The organism is Myxococcus sp. NMCA1 (genome assembly GCF_026810205.1).
In the GTDB taxonomy this organism is placed as follows: Bacteria; Myxococcota; Myxococcia; order Myxococcales; family Myxococcaceae; genus Myxococcus; species Myxococcus xanthus_A.
In genome coordinates this window covers 2,419,456-2,434,608 of sequence record NZ_CP113950.1, presented here as the reverse complement: position 1 = coordinate 2,434,608, position 15,153 = coordinate 2,419,456, and the positions used below count along the sequence as shown (strand labels likewise).

11 protein-coding genes and 1 other RNA gene are annotated in these 15,153 nt (G+C 67.7%); 10 read left to right on the top strand and 2 right to left on the bottom strand.

Going from position 1 to position 15,153, the window contains the following annotated elements:
- The first annotated feature begins 12 nt into the window (after window positions 1-12).
- The 8 genes from OZ403_RS10510 to OZ403_RS10475 all read left to right on the top strand — a co-directional run bounded on the left by OZ403_RS10510 (window position 13) and on the right by OZ403_RS10475 (window position 10,301).
- Window positions 13-399 (top strand): phage tail protein, encoded by a 387-nt coding sequence (locus tag OZ403_RS10510; RefSeq protein WP_140854726.1) that lies wholly within the window; start codon window positions 13-15, stop codon window positions 397-399.
- Window positions 400-413: 14 nt separating this feature from the next.
- Window positions 414-623: a hypothetical protein gene (locus OZ403_RS10505; RefSeq protein WP_140854724.1), complete on the top strand. Its 210-nt coding sequence runs from the start codon at window positions 414-416 to the stop codon at window positions 621-623.
- 4 nt (window positions 624-627) lie between these two features.
- A complete protein-coding gene (locus tag OZ403_RS10500; RefSeq protein ID WP_268784085.1) occupies window positions 628-3,399 on the top strand; it encodes a hypothetical protein in 2,772 nt (923 codons plus the stop codon).
- A 4-nt stretch (window positions 3,400-3,403) separates the two neighbouring features.
- A complete protein-coding gene (locus OZ403_RS10495; RefSeq protein ID WP_268784084.1) occupies window positions 3,404-4,690 on the top strand; it encodes a hypothetical protein in 1,287 nt (428 codons plus the stop codon).
- Window positions 4,687-7,113: a hypothetical protein gene (locus tag OZ403_RS10490; RefSeq protein WP_268784083.1), complete on the top strand. Its 2,427-nt coding sequence runs from the start codon at window positions 4,687-4,689 to the stop codon at window positions 7,111-7,113. Before OZ403_RS10495 ends, OZ403_RS10490 begins: the two co-directional genes overlap by 4 nt.
- 120 nt (window positions 7,114-7,233) lie before the next feature.
- Entirely contained in the window at window positions 7,234-8,427 is a 1,194-nt protein-coding gene (locus OZ403_RS10485; RefSeq protein ID WP_268784082.1) for a hypothetical protein, read from the top strand.
- A gap of 327 nt (window positions 8,428-8,754) precedes the next feature.
- Window positions 8,755-9,489, top strand: a complete 735-nt coding sequence (locus tag OZ403_RS10480; RefSeq protein ID WP_268784080.1) for a hypothetical protein — start codon at window positions 8,755-8,757, stop codon at window positions 9,487-9,489.
- 518 nt (window positions 9,490-10,007) lie between these two features.
- Window positions 10,008-10,301: a helix-turn-helix domain-containing protein gene (locus OZ403_RS10475; RefSeq protein WP_268784079.1), complete on the top strand. Its 294-nt coding sequence runs from the start codon at window positions 10,008-10,010 to the stop codon at window positions 10,299-10,301.
- Window positions 10,302-10,624: 323 nt separating this feature from the next.
- Here the strand turns inward: OZ403_RS10475 and OZ403_RS10470 are convergent, their stop codons facing one another.
- Window positions 10,625-11,131: a hypothetical protein gene (locus tag OZ403_RS10470; RefSeq protein ID WP_268784078.1), complete on the bottom strand. Its 507-nt coding sequence runs from the start codon at window positions 11,129-11,131 to the stop codon at window positions 10,625-10,627.
- Between the two features lie 441 nt (window positions 11,132-11,572).
- Window positions 11,573-11,938, bottom strand: a transfer-messenger RNA (tmRNA) gene (ssrA, locus tag OZ403_RS10465).
- 219 nt (window positions 11,939-12,157) lie between these two features.
- On the opposite strand from ssrA, the gene OZ403_RS10460 reads away from it, so the two are divergent.
- Window positions 12,158-13,519 (top strand): M16 family metallopeptidase, encoded by a 1,362-nt coding sequence (locus OZ403_RS10460; protein WP_268784077.1) that lies wholly within the window; start codon window positions 12,158-12,160, stop codon window positions 13,517-13,519.
- Entirely contained in the window at window positions 13,519-15,132 is a 1,614-nt protein-coding gene (locus OZ403_RS10455) for a M16 family metallopeptidase (RefSeq protein WP_268784076.1), read from the top strand. Before OZ403_RS10460 ends, OZ403_RS10455 begins: the two co-directional genes overlap by 1 nt.
- Window positions 15,133-15,153: the final 21 nt, after the last annotated feature.

The window sequence follows — 15,153 nt, the reverse complement described above, 5'->3', positions numbered from 1 at the left end:
GAGACACCCGCAATGACTGCCACTGCCCCCACTTACCGCAAGCCCATCGGACTCGGCCGCAAGATACACAAGCGCATCCGCCTGGGCGATGACTCCTACGACATCTGCGAGCCCAGTCAGGGCGACAAGGTGGCCATGCTCGCCGCGGCCCGGAAGGCCGGTGAGATGAACGCCAAGAACGAGGTGGTCGAAGACATCACCGCATGGAACTTCATCGTGCGCGTCGCCAGCACGTGCCTCTACCACCCCGGCGGCGTGCGCCGCGTCTTCGGCGACGAGGACCTGGAGGTGCTGCGTTTGGAGGCGTGGATTCAGGAGTACCAGGCCGACTTCCTCGCGGCTTTCGGCGGCCCCACCGTGGAGGAGGCCAAGGGAAACTCCGAGACCACCCCGAACTGAATGCCCTCTACGGGGTGGTGAAGTTGACGGGGCAGTCCCCCGACGAGGTGCGCAGGTGGGCCGCGAGTGACGTGGTCCACCTGCTCGCCCACAACGCGCTCGAAGTCGAGGACATCGAGCGCTCCGCGAGGGGGCAGACACCGCGCACGGGCCCGTCCGCCGCACGCGGCCAGTCGGAAGTGAAGTCTCTCACCTACCGCGTGCGTCCGCGCGCGAAGGAGTAGCACCATGTCCGGCCCCGGTGGCCTGAAGACAGGCGACTTGTACATTGTCGTCACGGCCTCCATCGGCCAGGCCGTCCAGTCCCTCGGTAGCCTCGTCAAGGCCACCGAGGACCTGGCCAAGAAGGTGAAGAAAGCCGCCGAGCCGCTGGGCAACCTGGGAGCCCTCGTCGCCGCCAGCATCGGCGGCGCCGTCGTGGCTGCCGCGAAGTCCAACTACGCGCTGCGCATGGAGCTCCAGCGTCTCACGGACCTGCTCTACACGCTCGCAGCCGAGATTGGAGACCTCTTCGCGCCCACCGTGAAGCGCCTGACGGCCTTCGTGGACAGGTTGGTGGCCACCTACCAGAAGCTGAGCCCCACGACGAAGCGCGCCGCGGCGGACCTCGCGGTGTGGGTGGCCGGCGCGGGCCTCGCCATCGGTACCGTGGGTAAGCTGGCTGGCGTGGTGGAGGGCCTCGCGGGCTCCACTGGCATACTCATCGCCGCCCTGGGCAGGCTGGACAAGTCGGTGGGGCTCGCTGGCGTCACCGCTGGCGTCAACAAACTGAGCGCCTCCTTCCGCGCGGCCCTCAACGGCAACAAGACAGCGGCCGTGGCGGCAGGTGCCGCCGCCACGAAGGCCGGGAAGGAGGCTGCGAAGGCCGCGAAGGACGCAGCGGAGGCCACCAAGGCAGTCGGGACGGAAGCGACCAAGGCTGGGAAGGAGGTGGCGAAGGCCTCGAAGGAGGCTGGTGAGGCCGCCAAGCGCGCGGGGAAAGACGCCGCCGCCGCCACGGGCTCCATCGGCCCCCTCCTGCGCAGCCTGGGCGGGCTGATGCTCCCCCTCATCGCCCTCGCGGCGGCGATTGCGGGCATCGTGCTCGCGGCCGGCGCCATCTACGGCTACTGGAAAGTGGCCGGCGACGGAATCAAGGAGTCCGTCTCCAAGATTCTCGGCTCCATCGGCAGCTTCGCCGGCAAGGTGTGGGACGTCATCACCACGGGCGTCCGGGCTGTCACCTCCGGCATCGAGTTCATCGTGCGCAGCTCGCTCTCCACCCTCGCGTGGATGATTCGGGAGGGCGCGAAGATGATGAGTCCGCTGGTCAAGGCGCTCCCGAAGAAGTTGGAGATGGGCCGCCTCAACGCGGCGCTGGATGTCGCGAAGAACGTCACCGGCGATGACCTGGCAGAGGGCGTCAGCACGGCTGTCGCGAAGGCGAAGGCTGTCGCTGAAGCGACTGCGGGCGTCGCCAAAGCCGCTGCCACGTCAATGGTCGCTGGTGCCGCCGAGGTAGGCAAGGCTGCGGCGGACGGCGTTGTCTTCGGACTCCAGGACTCGTGGAAACACTCGAAGGAGCTTGGCGAGCAGCTCGGCATCCCGAAGCTGATTGAGACGCTGGCCCAGTGGCTCCCCTCCCTGTCACTCCCCGGCGGCAAGGCCAAGGTGCGCATGGCCGACGACGACGAGCGGCTCGTTGCGGCCATGGGCCTCGACAAGGTGGCGGCCCCCGTCATCGAGGCCAACGAGCAGCTCGCCGCCTCCATCAAGGACTTGGCCAGACACGGCGGCACCGGCGCGCGTGCCTACTTCAAGGCCGTGGACGACAAGGCCCGCCGACTCTCCGCGGAGTTGGTGCAGGCGATTGAGGACGCCCGCGCGTCCATCGTCTCCCGGGTGCGCGCCGCCTTCGGGCGCGTCAACGACCTCATCAACACCTTCCAGGAGGGCTTCCTCGCCTCGGGCATGAACCCGATTGGCGGCATCGCCGCCGTCATCGGAGACCTACTCGCGCAGTCCGAGGGCTTCCAGGTGTTGATGGGGATGGTCAGCACCATCATCCAGAAGGTGGCGGATGCACTCGGCGCCGTCCTGATTCCGCTCCAGCCTCTGGTGGGCGCCATCTTCCTCGTCATCGACGCGGTGGTGGGTGCGCTCACGCCCGTCTTCGAGACGCTGGGCCAGCTCATCGAGCCGCTGGTGCCGCCGCTGGTGCTCATCGGCAGCATCCTCCAGGCCCTCGCGCCCATCCTCACCGTCATCGCCCAGGCATTCCTGCTGGTGATGACACCCCTGCAATACCTCGCGGGCCCGGTGCTCAAGGGGCTCTTCGACGTCCTCAAGTTCGTGGCCACCATCATCCTCACCGCGGCCCAGGGCATCGGCTACGTCTGGAACGCCATCATCGGCGCCGTCCAGTCCGTCGTCCGAGGAATCTCCAAGGCGGTGGAGTGGCTCGGAATCGACTCGTTGAAGAAGTTCGCGAACTCGCTCGACAAGGTGAAGGTGGACACAAACGCCATGGGCGACGCCCTCCAGGCGTTGAACGAGCTCACCTGGGAGACGGCGGAGGCCAAGGCGCGCGAGACGGCCGAGGTGTTGCGCAACACCGAGGCCCTCCAGAAGGCCACCGACGCTCTCTCCAACGTGCCGAACGCATGGAAGGTGGCGCTGCGTCGGTATCAGTCCCAGGACGCGCAGGACGGCCCCAGCAGCGAGCCCACGCGACAGCCGCCGCCCACACCGTCCGGTGGTGGTGCGCGCCCACCGCAGCCCGCCGGCGACGGCATCCTGCGCAATCGCGCTGGGGAAGAGCTGCCCGACTGGAAACAGCCGAACGACCCGCGCAACCGATACACGAAGACGGGCGCGGCAATGGCAGACACGCCCGCCTCCATCGTCGTGAACAACTACATCACCGGCTACGACATCGACGAGGCCATCGAGGAGAGCGGGCGCAGCCTACAGCGCACCCTCGCGCGCCTCTCCCAGCGCTTCTCCTTCCGCGGCACCTGAGCCCATGCCCTCTCCCTTCCTCGCCCTCTCCGGCATTCCGGTGCCAGTGTCGTTGTCCGGCGGCTTGCGCTACTCGCCCGTGCTGCTGGGCGAGAAGGTGCGCACCTTCAACGGCTTCCCGCGCAGCAGCGTGCGCCGGAAGCTCATGGCCTACGAGGGAGGCACCGGGCCGCTGTCCCTCGCCGACGCCGCGGCGCTGCGCGCGCTCATCGACGGTGAGGGCGATTCCTGGGACTTCGCCAACGGCACCATGACGTCGAGCCGCGGCCTGTGGCCATCCACTGTCGGCTCACCGTTGGCGCTGCCGGACCTCGGGCGGTACCAGGGATATGCGCTCGCGTTGAGCGCAGGCCACGTCAGTTGGGCCACGCAACTGGGCGAGGACTGGACGGTCGCGTACTGGGTACGCGTCTGGGACGGGTCTGGCGCGCAGTGGCACCACTACGTCCAGCGCTCGGACGGCCCCATGTACGTCGACGCAGCGGCGCCGTCTCCGGCCCTGGGACATACGTGGTCCTTCGACGCCGGCTTCGCCAGCAACTGGGGCATGGAGCCCAGCGACGTAGACGCGGGTCAAGGTGGCGCCGGACGGTATGGGCAATGCGCAGACTTCTACAGCGGCGCCTCGGCGACGTGGCCCACGGCGCTCGGCCCACAGTGGACGGTGGCCTACTGGGCGCGGTTCTCCACAGACAGCACCTGGCACCTCTACCTCCACCGGGCCGGACTGCCGCTGAGCCGCGACGGAGTGGTGGGCAGTCACCCAGCGTCAGCAGGAGCGCTCTACTCCTCCAGCGGCGACTACACGCAGTTGCCGGACGGCGCCGTCGTCCTTCTCAATCAGGAGGGCGACTCGCTCCTCATCGACGAGCTGGTCGTGTTGCCGTACACGGTGCCCGACTCATGGGTTGCGCCCTGGTACGCGAGCACGGCGCCGTTTCGCCTGCCCGGCACCACCGGGCTGGCCGAGGTGGACGACAACGGCTCGCTCACCGTGCGCCACCGTACCGGCGTGGCCGGTGGCTTCCCCAACCCCTCCAACGACTTGCTCCTCATAAGCGACCTGGTGGCGCTGCCCTACCGCGCCCCCGACGCGTGGTTTGCGCCGTGGCGTGACTCGGGCGCCCCTTTTGGCCCTCTGCCGTACCACCGCGCCAGCGGCTCCGGCCTGCACCGGCCCACCCTCGTCCAGGGCGACGCCGGCCAGGGCGAGGCCATGGAGTGGTGGGAGGGCGCCCAGCGCGTGCAGGGCGAGGACTTCGCCTTCACGCTTCAGGAGGCACCATCATGAGGATTCTGACGAACCAGGAGCGGGCCACGCTTCAGGCCGGCAACTACGGCACCCACCTGCGCGTGGTGGTGCTGCGCCCTGACAACTCCGAGGTGGACCTGAGCACCCTGCTCGGCCGCGACTGGGTGATGGGCGCGCAGTGGTCCGAAACCCAGGATGCGACTGTGTGCGTGGCCACGGTGTCCGTGCGCCGCAACGGGCCTGGGGGCGTCGTCTCCCTCTCCCCCATGGTGGACTCGAGCGTGGCCAACCGCGGGCCCACGGGACTCCTGGTGCCGCTGCTGAAGGAAGGGCGCCGCTTCCGGATTGAAGTGCAGACGACGTCCAACGGCCGCGCCCGGCCAGACGCCTGGCGGCAGGTGTTCCTCGGGCGAATCGACGAGGTGGACCCCGGCCCCGAGGAGCTGAGCTTCAACGGCCGCGACTTCGCCGGCGTGTTCCAGGACTGGTTTATCGAGACGGAGCGCGACTACGGGGAGAACACCGTCGGCGTCGCCGTGCAGACGGTGATGGCCCAAATCATCGGCGACACCATCCCCCCTGGCACGGGCCCCGGGCTGTACGTGCCCGTGGACCCAATGTGGCAGCTCGGCAAGTACACGCAGCAGCGCGAGCCCGTCTGGGACGCAGTGCGCGCCCTGGCCGAGCAGCTCGGCTGGGAGGTGCGCCTGCGCTGGCGCGAGGGCCACGGCTGGGCCTGGACGCTCCAGGCGCCGGAGCGCCTTGCGGGCGAGCCCGTCTGGACGTTCGGCCCCGAGGACTACGATGCCCTCAAGCAGGCCAAGAGGCAGTTGCGCGACATCCGCAACGTCGTGGAGGTCCTCTACACAGACAAGGACGACAGGGATGCACTCGGGAACGCGAAGCGCAAGACGGTGACAGCCACCAACCCCACCAGCATCGCCGAGCACGGGCGTCGGTACATGCAGGTGTCCGAGGCGGCGGTCTCCAACATCAACACACAGGCGGAGGCCCAGCGCCTGGCCGACGCCGCAATCGCCGACCTCTCCGACTCCTCGCTCACGCTCGAGCTGGAGGTGCCCTACCACTGGGCGCTGGAGGTCAACGACATGGTTCGGGTACTCCCGGACGGCGTCACCCTGGGCGCCCCCGTGGAGCTGGCCGTCGTCAACCTCGACCACACCTTCGCCGGAGGCATCGCCAAGACGAAGCTACAGCTGCGCGGCCGGCCCGCTACCTCCGTGCTGGAATGGCGCGCGCGTGACGCCGCGCCCCTGACTGCCCACAACGCCGCGTTGAAGAGCATTCAAGTCACCACGAAGCTCAAGGGCCCCGACGCGCCCAGCGACTTGCAGCCCACGCCCACCGTCAACGGCTTCGCCCTCGCCTTCAAGCCCAGCACCTCCGGCCCGGACTGGGACACCTACGAGCTCCACGTGTCCACCTCGCCCGGCTTCACCCCGGGCGCGGCGACGCTCAAGGCCGCGGCGAGCGCCACGCGCTTCGAGGTGGCCGACCTGGTGCCCGGCACCACCCACTACGCCGTGGTGCGCGGCCGCGACGTCCACGGCAACGTCGGGCCCACGTCCGCGCAGGTGGCGCTGTCGCCGCGGTTCGTGGCACCGAACGACTTGGCTCCGCTCGTCATCTTCTCCAGCCTGACCCCGAACCCCTCGTTCGAGGCGTGGACGAGAGGCGGGAGCGAGCCACCGGACGGCTGGCAGATGGCGTCTGGCACGTTTGGCGTCGATGCAGTCCGAACGACGGAAGCGGACACAGCCACCTATGCAGTGTCGTTTCCGGCGACGACGGCGGGCGCAAAGTTGCTCGTGTCCCAATATTTCGCCGTTACGCCTGGCCAGACGTATGTAGCGCGGCTTCGCTACCTGAAGCCGACAGGGACACCAGGGACGGGCGGAGCGCGACTGGAACTGAGGTGGTACGACGCAACGTTCACCGAAATCACCACGGGAGCCGCGTTGGGCCAAGGCACCTCTGTTGGTTCGTGGACCCCCCTGGTGAACCATGCGGTTGCCCCGGCTAGCGCTCGGTACGCCCGGCTATTCGCAGGCAGGGCGAGCGACACGGTAGCGGTGAACATCGACAATGCTTCCGTCGATCCCTACACCACACCTCAACAGGCCCCCAGGTCGGTCGTAGTCTTCACAAATGGATGGGGCCCATACGCGGCCAATGGCCGCGCGGCGCCAACGTTCTTCCGTGACAGTACGGGCCGCGTGCGACTTCAGGGCGCGATGGCCGGCACCACTGTCAACACCGTTGCGTTTACCCTTCCCGAGCAGTACCGCCCGCTGTCGGTCGTGGACCATCCAGTGGTGTGCGGCAGCGGAGTGATAGTGATGGGGGCGCTCGTCATCGGAACGGACGGGACTGTGACGCTAACCGCAGGAAGCGTGTCGTTCGTCAGCCTCGACGGTGTGTCGTTCAGGGGCGTGGAGTGAGGGGCACCGGGAGTCCTAGCGGGGCAACGGGGGTCGAGCCAAACCCGCCCCTAGGGAGGGACTGCCCCATTGTTCTTCGCGATTCTCCGATGTACGTCCCCGTCATCACAGGGGGAGTACATGGAGATGCAGTCGAGCGGTCAGTCACAGCAGAACTCGCTTGGGCCCAAGAAGAAGACCAGCATGGGCGTCCAAGTTCTCGCGTATCTCATCGGCTCATGCTTCGGCCTCGGCATTATCACGGCCATTGGAATGACAGGCACTCCCGGAATCATCCTGGGGGTGCTGGCAGTCGCAGGCAGCATCATCGCCATTGTCAAAGTGCCGCGCCTGCGAGTGCTCGCGAGCTTTGGCGCCATCGGGGGAGTAGTTCTTACGCTGCTCGGTCTCGGCGCAGTCGGCGCAGAAGAGACCGCCCAATCGCGCGCCCAAGCCAACATGGACGAAGCGAAGAAGAGGCGTCTTGAGGCTGAAGCCAGGGCGACTGAACTCGCATTGAAGTTCGAGGACCTTGCCGCCAGCAGCAAGAATGAGGACGTACTAGCGTTGTGCGAGCAAGCAGTGTCAGCGGGTGGAATTCCAGCCAACCACAAGGAGCGCTGCGGAGCCCTGCTCTATGCTCAAGGGCAAGCGCGGCTCAGCAAGGAGCGCAGTGAGGGACTCAGGTACTTGGCTCTCGCCGGGCAGATTGAATCGTCGAAGCGCGCGGACGCAGTGGCGCTTGCAGCCAAGACCGAAAGGGATGCACTTCGTGACGACACGAACGCATCGATAAAGGACGCCCAGGCCCAACTAGCCGCCAAGGACATAACGAGCGCCCGCGTAACCCTAAATGCCGCACACAAGCGCATTGCCACTGCGCTTCAGTCCGAGCCCAATGACAAGCCACTGGCGGCACTGCAGCAACGTCTTGAAGACCTCACTCAAAAGGTCGAGAAGGAAGAGGAGAAGCAGGCTAGTGCCAAACGGCGCGCGGACTACATCAAGGAGTCTTGCGCACAGGTCTCAAGGACATTTGGGCCCAGCTCGAAGCTCTCGGACCTCCAGAAGGACGAACTCTGGAAGTCATACAAGGGGAAAGGGTTTGCCTGGGACCTGGAGGTCGTAGAGGTGAGCGAAGGTATGTTGGGCGGGTATACCGTCCAATTCAAGTGCGGCCGGAACTCTCCATCGCTAATCCAGGACATCCAGATGTCCTTCTCGAAGCGGGCACGAGCCGCCGTAATGGAGCTTCAGAAGGGGGCAGTCTACGAAGTGGAAGGGAAGCTCACCAGCACGAGCACCCTCTTTGGACTCGGTGCGGAACCACTGTAAGCCCCCTCCGCGAATCCCGAGCGCGCCCGGAAGGGTCCACAGGTGGCGTGGCCCCTTCGATGCGGCTCTGCCCCCCTCAGTACCCCGAGGGCCGGGCCGCAAAGTAGCGCACGCGAGCTGGCGATTCCGTAACATCCGCGCCCGATGCTGGTATGCCCTACGGGCGACAGAGCGGGAGCGCACGTGATAGAGGCCGAGAATATCTGGCGCGGTGGTACGTCGGACAGGGCACGCGCAGCAACGCGCGACAACGCCCGGAGGTTCCGCCAGAGGCTGGACATCATCATTCGCAGGTACAGGCGCTCCCTGCTGGGGCGGCTGTACCAGGTGCGGCACGCCACTACGGGAGAGCCGTCCCTGGAGCTGGAACTGACCGAGAGGCAGCAACAGTTCCACCCGGACGTCGGGCTGGAGGTACACATCACCGCCAGCCCCGCCTCGACGGTGGCACCGCCGCGCTTCAGCCTGCGAGTCCATGCCACTGACGGCGCCTCCGACGCGGACGTAGCGCGCAACCTGGAGGGCACCTTGGCGCTGACGAAGGCGATGGTACAGACGGCATGCACGCGCAGCTCGCTCGCGGACACCATGGCGCATCTGCGCTCGCCACCGCGGCGACGCGGCCCCGTGCTGCGCTCGCGCCGCTGGCTGCGCAAGGTGCGCCGCGCAGCTCGCCGGACGTGGCGAAGCACCGGCTCGGCCACCACGGCCGCCCTCGCGCTCGTCGCGGCGGCCCTGGTGGGCGGAATATTGGTGCCGCCGCCTCCGCATGAGGCGCCTCCCGGCCCCGCCCAGACGGCGGCAGGGCCCACCGGGGGCTTCGTCCTCGCGGCCATGACGAACGACGCGCTCATGTTCGCGCTTGAGCTGCCGCCCCGTCCCTTTGAGGGACAGAAGACGCGCAAGTGCGACCCAGACCAGGGCGAGGTCTTCATCAACGGGGGGTGCTGGGTCGAGCTGAAGAAGGAAGCCCCCTGCGGCGACAAGCTCTACGAACACAAGCGCAAGTGCTACCGCCCCGCCGCGAAGCCCACCGAGGCCACGCGGTCGATTTCGCAGTAGGGGACTTGCACTCCCTGCCCCGGAGTGCTACCCATTTACACAGATTTCGCAGTTGACGTACCCAACGGCTCGCTGACGCAGTGACCTCAACCAGCGCCCCGTTTCCCACAGAGCTTTGGTCTCCTCATTCTCGTGAGAGGACCACCAGAAAAGGCCTGTGCACCCAGGTAGCGCTGGGACACGCGCCCTCCGGCGCTCTATCTGCGTTCGTTGAGGTCCGCAGATAGAGCGCCTCTACCCTTCTGGGGGCCTCGTGGAGACCGCTTCGAGTCAGCACAGCTCCTCCCCTTCCACGGTGCGTGCGGCCGGGCCGCGAGACACCGCGTCCACGGCACGGCACGCCTCCGGCCTTCGGCGCTGGCGTCACGCCCAGCGTCGGCCCCGTGGCGCACACCTTGCTCTACATGCGTGCGGTCGATGCGACGTGCTGCATCGACCTCGGGTGAGGCGCGGCCGACAGGTCGCGACCTCTCAATCAACTTCGTAAGTCATCCAGCAAGACCCGAGCGGGGGAGTCAATGGCAGACGTGTTGGAGGGGTTGCGCCGCATCATCCGAGAGGAGCTGCGCGGCACCCCCATGCAGGATGAGTTGCTGTCGCCAGCGGAGGCGGCGGTTGTCGCGGGCTACAGCGTGAGTTCGATTCAAGGCTGGCTGCGCGAGGGCAAGCTGACTCGCTACGGCACGCCGCGGCGCACCCGCGTCAGCCGCCGCGAGTTGCTCGCACTCCTCACTAAGCAGCCGGAGGCGCCGCTCTCCGATGCCGACATCGACGCCAAGGCGCAGCGCCTGCTGCGGCGGAAGGCCTGCTGATGGCCGCCAAGCGCAAGCGCACGGCCCGGACTGGCTCCATCTACCGGCGCGCGGACTCCCCCTTCCTGTGGATTGCCTACTACGACGCCAACGGCGCCCGCGTGCCGGTCTCGGCAGAGACCGCAGACGAGGAGACGGCCAAGAAGCTGCTCGCCGCCATGAACCGGCAGGTCAAGGCCGGGAAGGAGAGCGGGCTCACCGGGCAGGGACAAGGCCCCATCACCGTGGGTCGCTACTGCCGGCGCTGGATTGCGGAGCGCCGCGCACGCGGCATCGCGTCCACAGACGACGACGAGACGCGCATCAGCCACGCAATGCCGTATCTACAGGACCAAGTCCTGGCCGACGTGCGCCCGCGCCACATCCTCGCCGCCGTCCGCGCGCTCCAGGCGCTGAAGGCTGAGTCCGGCGCGGCGTACTTCGCCCCGCGCAGCATCCTGCACATCTACGGCGTGCTGCGCGTCATGTTCGCCGACGCGGTGCGCGAGGAACTCATCAGCGCTACGCCGTGCGTCCTCTCCTCCCGCCGCGGTGAGCTGCCCAAGAAGCGGGACAAGGACCTCACCTGGCGCCAGAAAGCCGTCTACACCCGGAACGAGGCTGTGCAGCTCATCACGAGCCGCGACATTCCGGAGCACCGCCGGGTGCTCTACGCGCTGCTCCTCATGACTGGCATGCGCATCAACGAGGCGACGCCCAGGCGCTTCAGCCACTACGAAGCCCACCTGGAGCCGCTGGGCAAGCTGCTCGTCGCCAGTTGCTACGACATCAAGCGGAAGGTGGAGAAGCCGGCCACGAAGACAGGTGTGGTGCGAGAGGTGCCCGTCCATCCCATGCTCGCGCGCATCCTCCATGCGTGGCAAGCGGAGGGGTGGGCCCGGTGCTACGGCCGACAGCCAACGCCCGACGACTTCATCATCCCGGGTGTGGACGGCGGCATCCTCAGCTCGACCTCTGCCTACAAACGGCTCCTGGAAGACCTGGAGCAGCTCGGCCTGCGCCCCAGGCGACAGCACGACACCCGTCGCACGTTCATCTCGCTTGCCCGGGAAGACGGAGCCCGGAAGGAGCTGCTGCGCTGGGTGACCCACGGTCCCGAAGGTGAGGACATCGTGGACGCCTACACCACGCCGTCCTGGCCCGTTCTTTGCGAACAGGTCGCCTTTCTGAAGCTGCCACTCCCCGAGGGGTTCCCCTCGGGGGGCGGCGAAACCGCTGTTGCTACGTCGTTGCTACGTGAAACGGAACTGCCTGAAATGACTACTGAAATGATGTGGAGGCGGCGGGAATCGAACCCGCGTCCGAAAGCCGTCCGTTCTTCGACCCTACGTGCGTAGTCCGCGATTTGCTACGTCCCTGAGGCTCCCACGGACGGGATACTCAGAGCCGGTCCTGGGAAGGTCTCGCCACCTCGGGTCCAGGCCCCCTCGGCAGCCAGCCTGCATTATGACGGTCTGTCCCAACCCCACAGGCCGAGGGCGGGGGGACCGCGCACTAAGAGCTGTTTTTAGGCAGCCAGCGCGAGCTCAACGTTGTCGTTGGCTTTTGTGTCTTTGCCCGGTTGGATTTACGAGCTACCTGACAAGCTCGGCACGCGTCTCGAACTTCATTGCCCCCGTCGAAACCAGGTCGCCCCCGGTAGGTTCACTGCACGTCACGCGGCCACTCACTGCGCCGCGTCTTCCTCAGATTAACCGCTGACGGGGGCGCGTCAATCCTCCTGAATGGCCGCGGGCACATCTGGGCGCACGGCCGTAGACACTCGGCGCACAAGCCCCTCCCCCACCGAGCCAGCCGTCGTAGGGTCGCCTACCCGCCGGGTCCCGCTTCTTCCGCCCCGGCCACGAGGCACCTGAATGAGACGACTGCTCCCCCTCCTTCTGCTCCTGCTGGGCCCCGCCCTGCCGGCCGCCGCCGCCCCGACCCCGGCGTCGGGCGCGTTCCCCTACACCCTCCACACGGACACCCTGCCCAACGGGCTCACCGTGGTCCGCGTGCCCTACCCGTCCAGCGGCATCATCGCCTACGTCACCGTGGTCCGCGTGGGCTCGCGCAACGAGGTGGAACCCGGCCGCACCGGCTTCGCCCACTTCTTCGAGCACATGATGTTCAAGGGCACGAAGACGCACCCGGAAGGCGACCGCGAGCGCATCCTCGGGAACTTCGGCTACGACGACAACGCCTTCACCACCGACGACATCACCCTCTACTACTCCTACGGCCCCACCGCCGGCCTGCCCCAGCTCATCGAAATCGAGGCGGACCGCTTCCGGAACCTGGAGTACAGCGAGCCGTCCTTCCAGACGGAGGCGCTCGCCGTGCTCGGCGAATACCACAAGAACGCCGCCGCCCCCTTCCTCAAGATGGAGGAGGAGCTCAACGCCGCAGCCTTCACCCGCCACACGTACCAACACACCACCATGGGCTTCTACAAGGACATCCAGGCGATGCCCCAGGCCTATGACTACAGCCGCACCTTCTTCGAGCGCTGGTACACGCCCGACAACACCCTGCTCTTCATCATCGGCGACTTCGACGACGCCAAGGTCATGGAGCTCGTGCGTCAGCACTACGGCCCCTGGGACCGCAAGGCAGCCCAGGTCTCCGTCCCTGCCGAGCCGCCCCAGAAGGGCCCTCGCACCGCCCACATCGACTGGCCTCAGCCCACGCAGCCTCGGCAGGTGATTGCGTGGCGCACGCCCGGCGCCGGAACCAGCCCGGCCGACGCCGCCATCCAGACGCTCCTCGTGGACTACCTGGCCGGCCCCACCAGCCCCGCCTACAAGACGCTGGTCCTGGACAAGCAGCTCGTGGAGTCCATTGGCAGCGACTACTCCGAGCACCGCGACCCGCACCTCTTCACCCTCACCGCCACCCTCAAGGACGAGCGCCACCGCGACACCGTCCGCAAGACGCTGCTCCAGGAGGTCAGCCGGCTCGCCGCTGGCCGCGTGGACGCCGCGCGCCTCAAGGCCATCCAGGACCACGCCCGCTACGGCGCGCTCATGGCCCTGGAGACTCCGCGAGACGTGGGCATCCAGCTCGGCTGGTACGCCGGCGTCACGGGCTCGCCCGACGGCTTCCAGCGCCACCTGCAGAGCCTGCCCAAGGTGACGCCCGCGCAGCTCTCCGACTTCACCAAGCGCTACCTCACCGCCAACAAGCTCATCCTGCTCAGCCTCACCCCCAAGACGGACGCCCAGGGAGGGACGAAGTGATGAAGACCCGAGCGCTCATGTCCCTCACCGCCCTGCTGGGGCTCGCCGGCTGCGCCACCACGCCGAAGCCGCCTCCCGACGAGAACGCGCCGCCGCCCGCGGTGCCCGCCCAGGCGGCGGCGCCCGAGCCCGCTCCGCGGCCCGCGCGCCCGGAGGCCGTGCCCGCGACGCCGCTGCGCCAGCCCAAGCCCATGGAGCAGGTCGTCCTGGCGCGTCCGGACTCGCCCATCGTCTCCTTCCGGCTCGTGTTCCACACCGGCTCCGTGGACGACCCGAAGGGCAAGGAGGGCCTCACCGCCCTCACCGCGCAGCTCATGGCCGAGGGCGGCACGCAGAAGCTCACCGCCTCGCAACTGCTGGAGGCCCTGTACCCCATGGCCGCGGAGCTGGACGTCTTCGTGGACAAGGAGTTCACGACGTTCTCCGGCCGCGTCCACAAGGACTTCCTGACGCGCTTCCAGGACATCTTCACCGACGTGCTCCTGGCCCCACGCCTGGACGCCGCCGAGTTGGAGCGACTGCGCGCCAACGCCATCAGCGACGTGGAGAACGGCCTGCGCAGCGCCAATGACGAGGCGCTGGGCAAGGTCGCGCTGGACGCCCTGCTCTACCAGGGTCACCCCTACGCGCACTTCACCGGCGGCACCGTGCAGGGGTTGAAGGCGATTACGCTGGACGACGTGAAGGCCCACGCCCAGCACGTCTTCACGCAGGACCGGCTCGTCATCGGCCTAGGGGGCGCGGTGGATGACGCGCTGGCGCAGGCGCTCAGCTCGCGCCTGTCCGCGCTGCCCGCGAAGGGCGCTCCGCGCGTGGAGCTGCCCGCCGTGCCGACGACGGCCGGCCGCACCGTCATCATCCAGAAGCCCACGCTCTCCACCGCCGTCAGCATGGGCTTTGTCAGCACCATCCGCCGCGGCGACCCGGACTTCTTCCCGGTCGCCTTCGCCATGTCCAACCTGGGCGAGCACCGCCAGTCCATTGGCGTGCTCTTCACCGAGCTGCGCGAGAAGCGCGGCCTCAACTACGGCGACTACGCCTACGCCGAGCACTTCATCGAGTCGCCCGGCACCACGTACAACCGCACCAACATCGCGCGCACCCAGCAGGACCTGTCCCTGTGGATTCGCCCCGTGGTGCCCACCCACGGCGTGTTCGCCACGCGCGGCGCGGTGTTCTTCCTGGACCAGATGGTGAAGGAGGGAATCCCCCAGGAGCGATTCGAGCTGATGCGCGGCTTCCTCCAGGGCTACACCCGCCTGTGGGAACAGACGGACCAGCGCCGGCTGGGCTACGCCATTGACGGGCTCTTCTACGGCACGCCCGACTTCCTGGAGCAGTACCGCCAGGCCATGTCGAAGATGACGCCGCAGTCCGTCCAGGAGGCGCTGCGCCGCCGCGTGCAGCCCGAGGCCCTCAACTTCGCCTTCGTCACCGAGGACGCGGAGGGGCTCGCCCAGGCGCTGCGCTCCGGTGCGCCATCGCCCATCACCTACGCGTCACCCAAACCCGAGGAGCTGCTGACGCAGGACCAGAGCATCTCCTCGTCCAAGCTGCCCCTGCGCCCGGAGGCCATTCAGGTCATCCCCGCGCAGCAGTTCATGGAGAAATAACACACGGCTGTAATCAGCAGT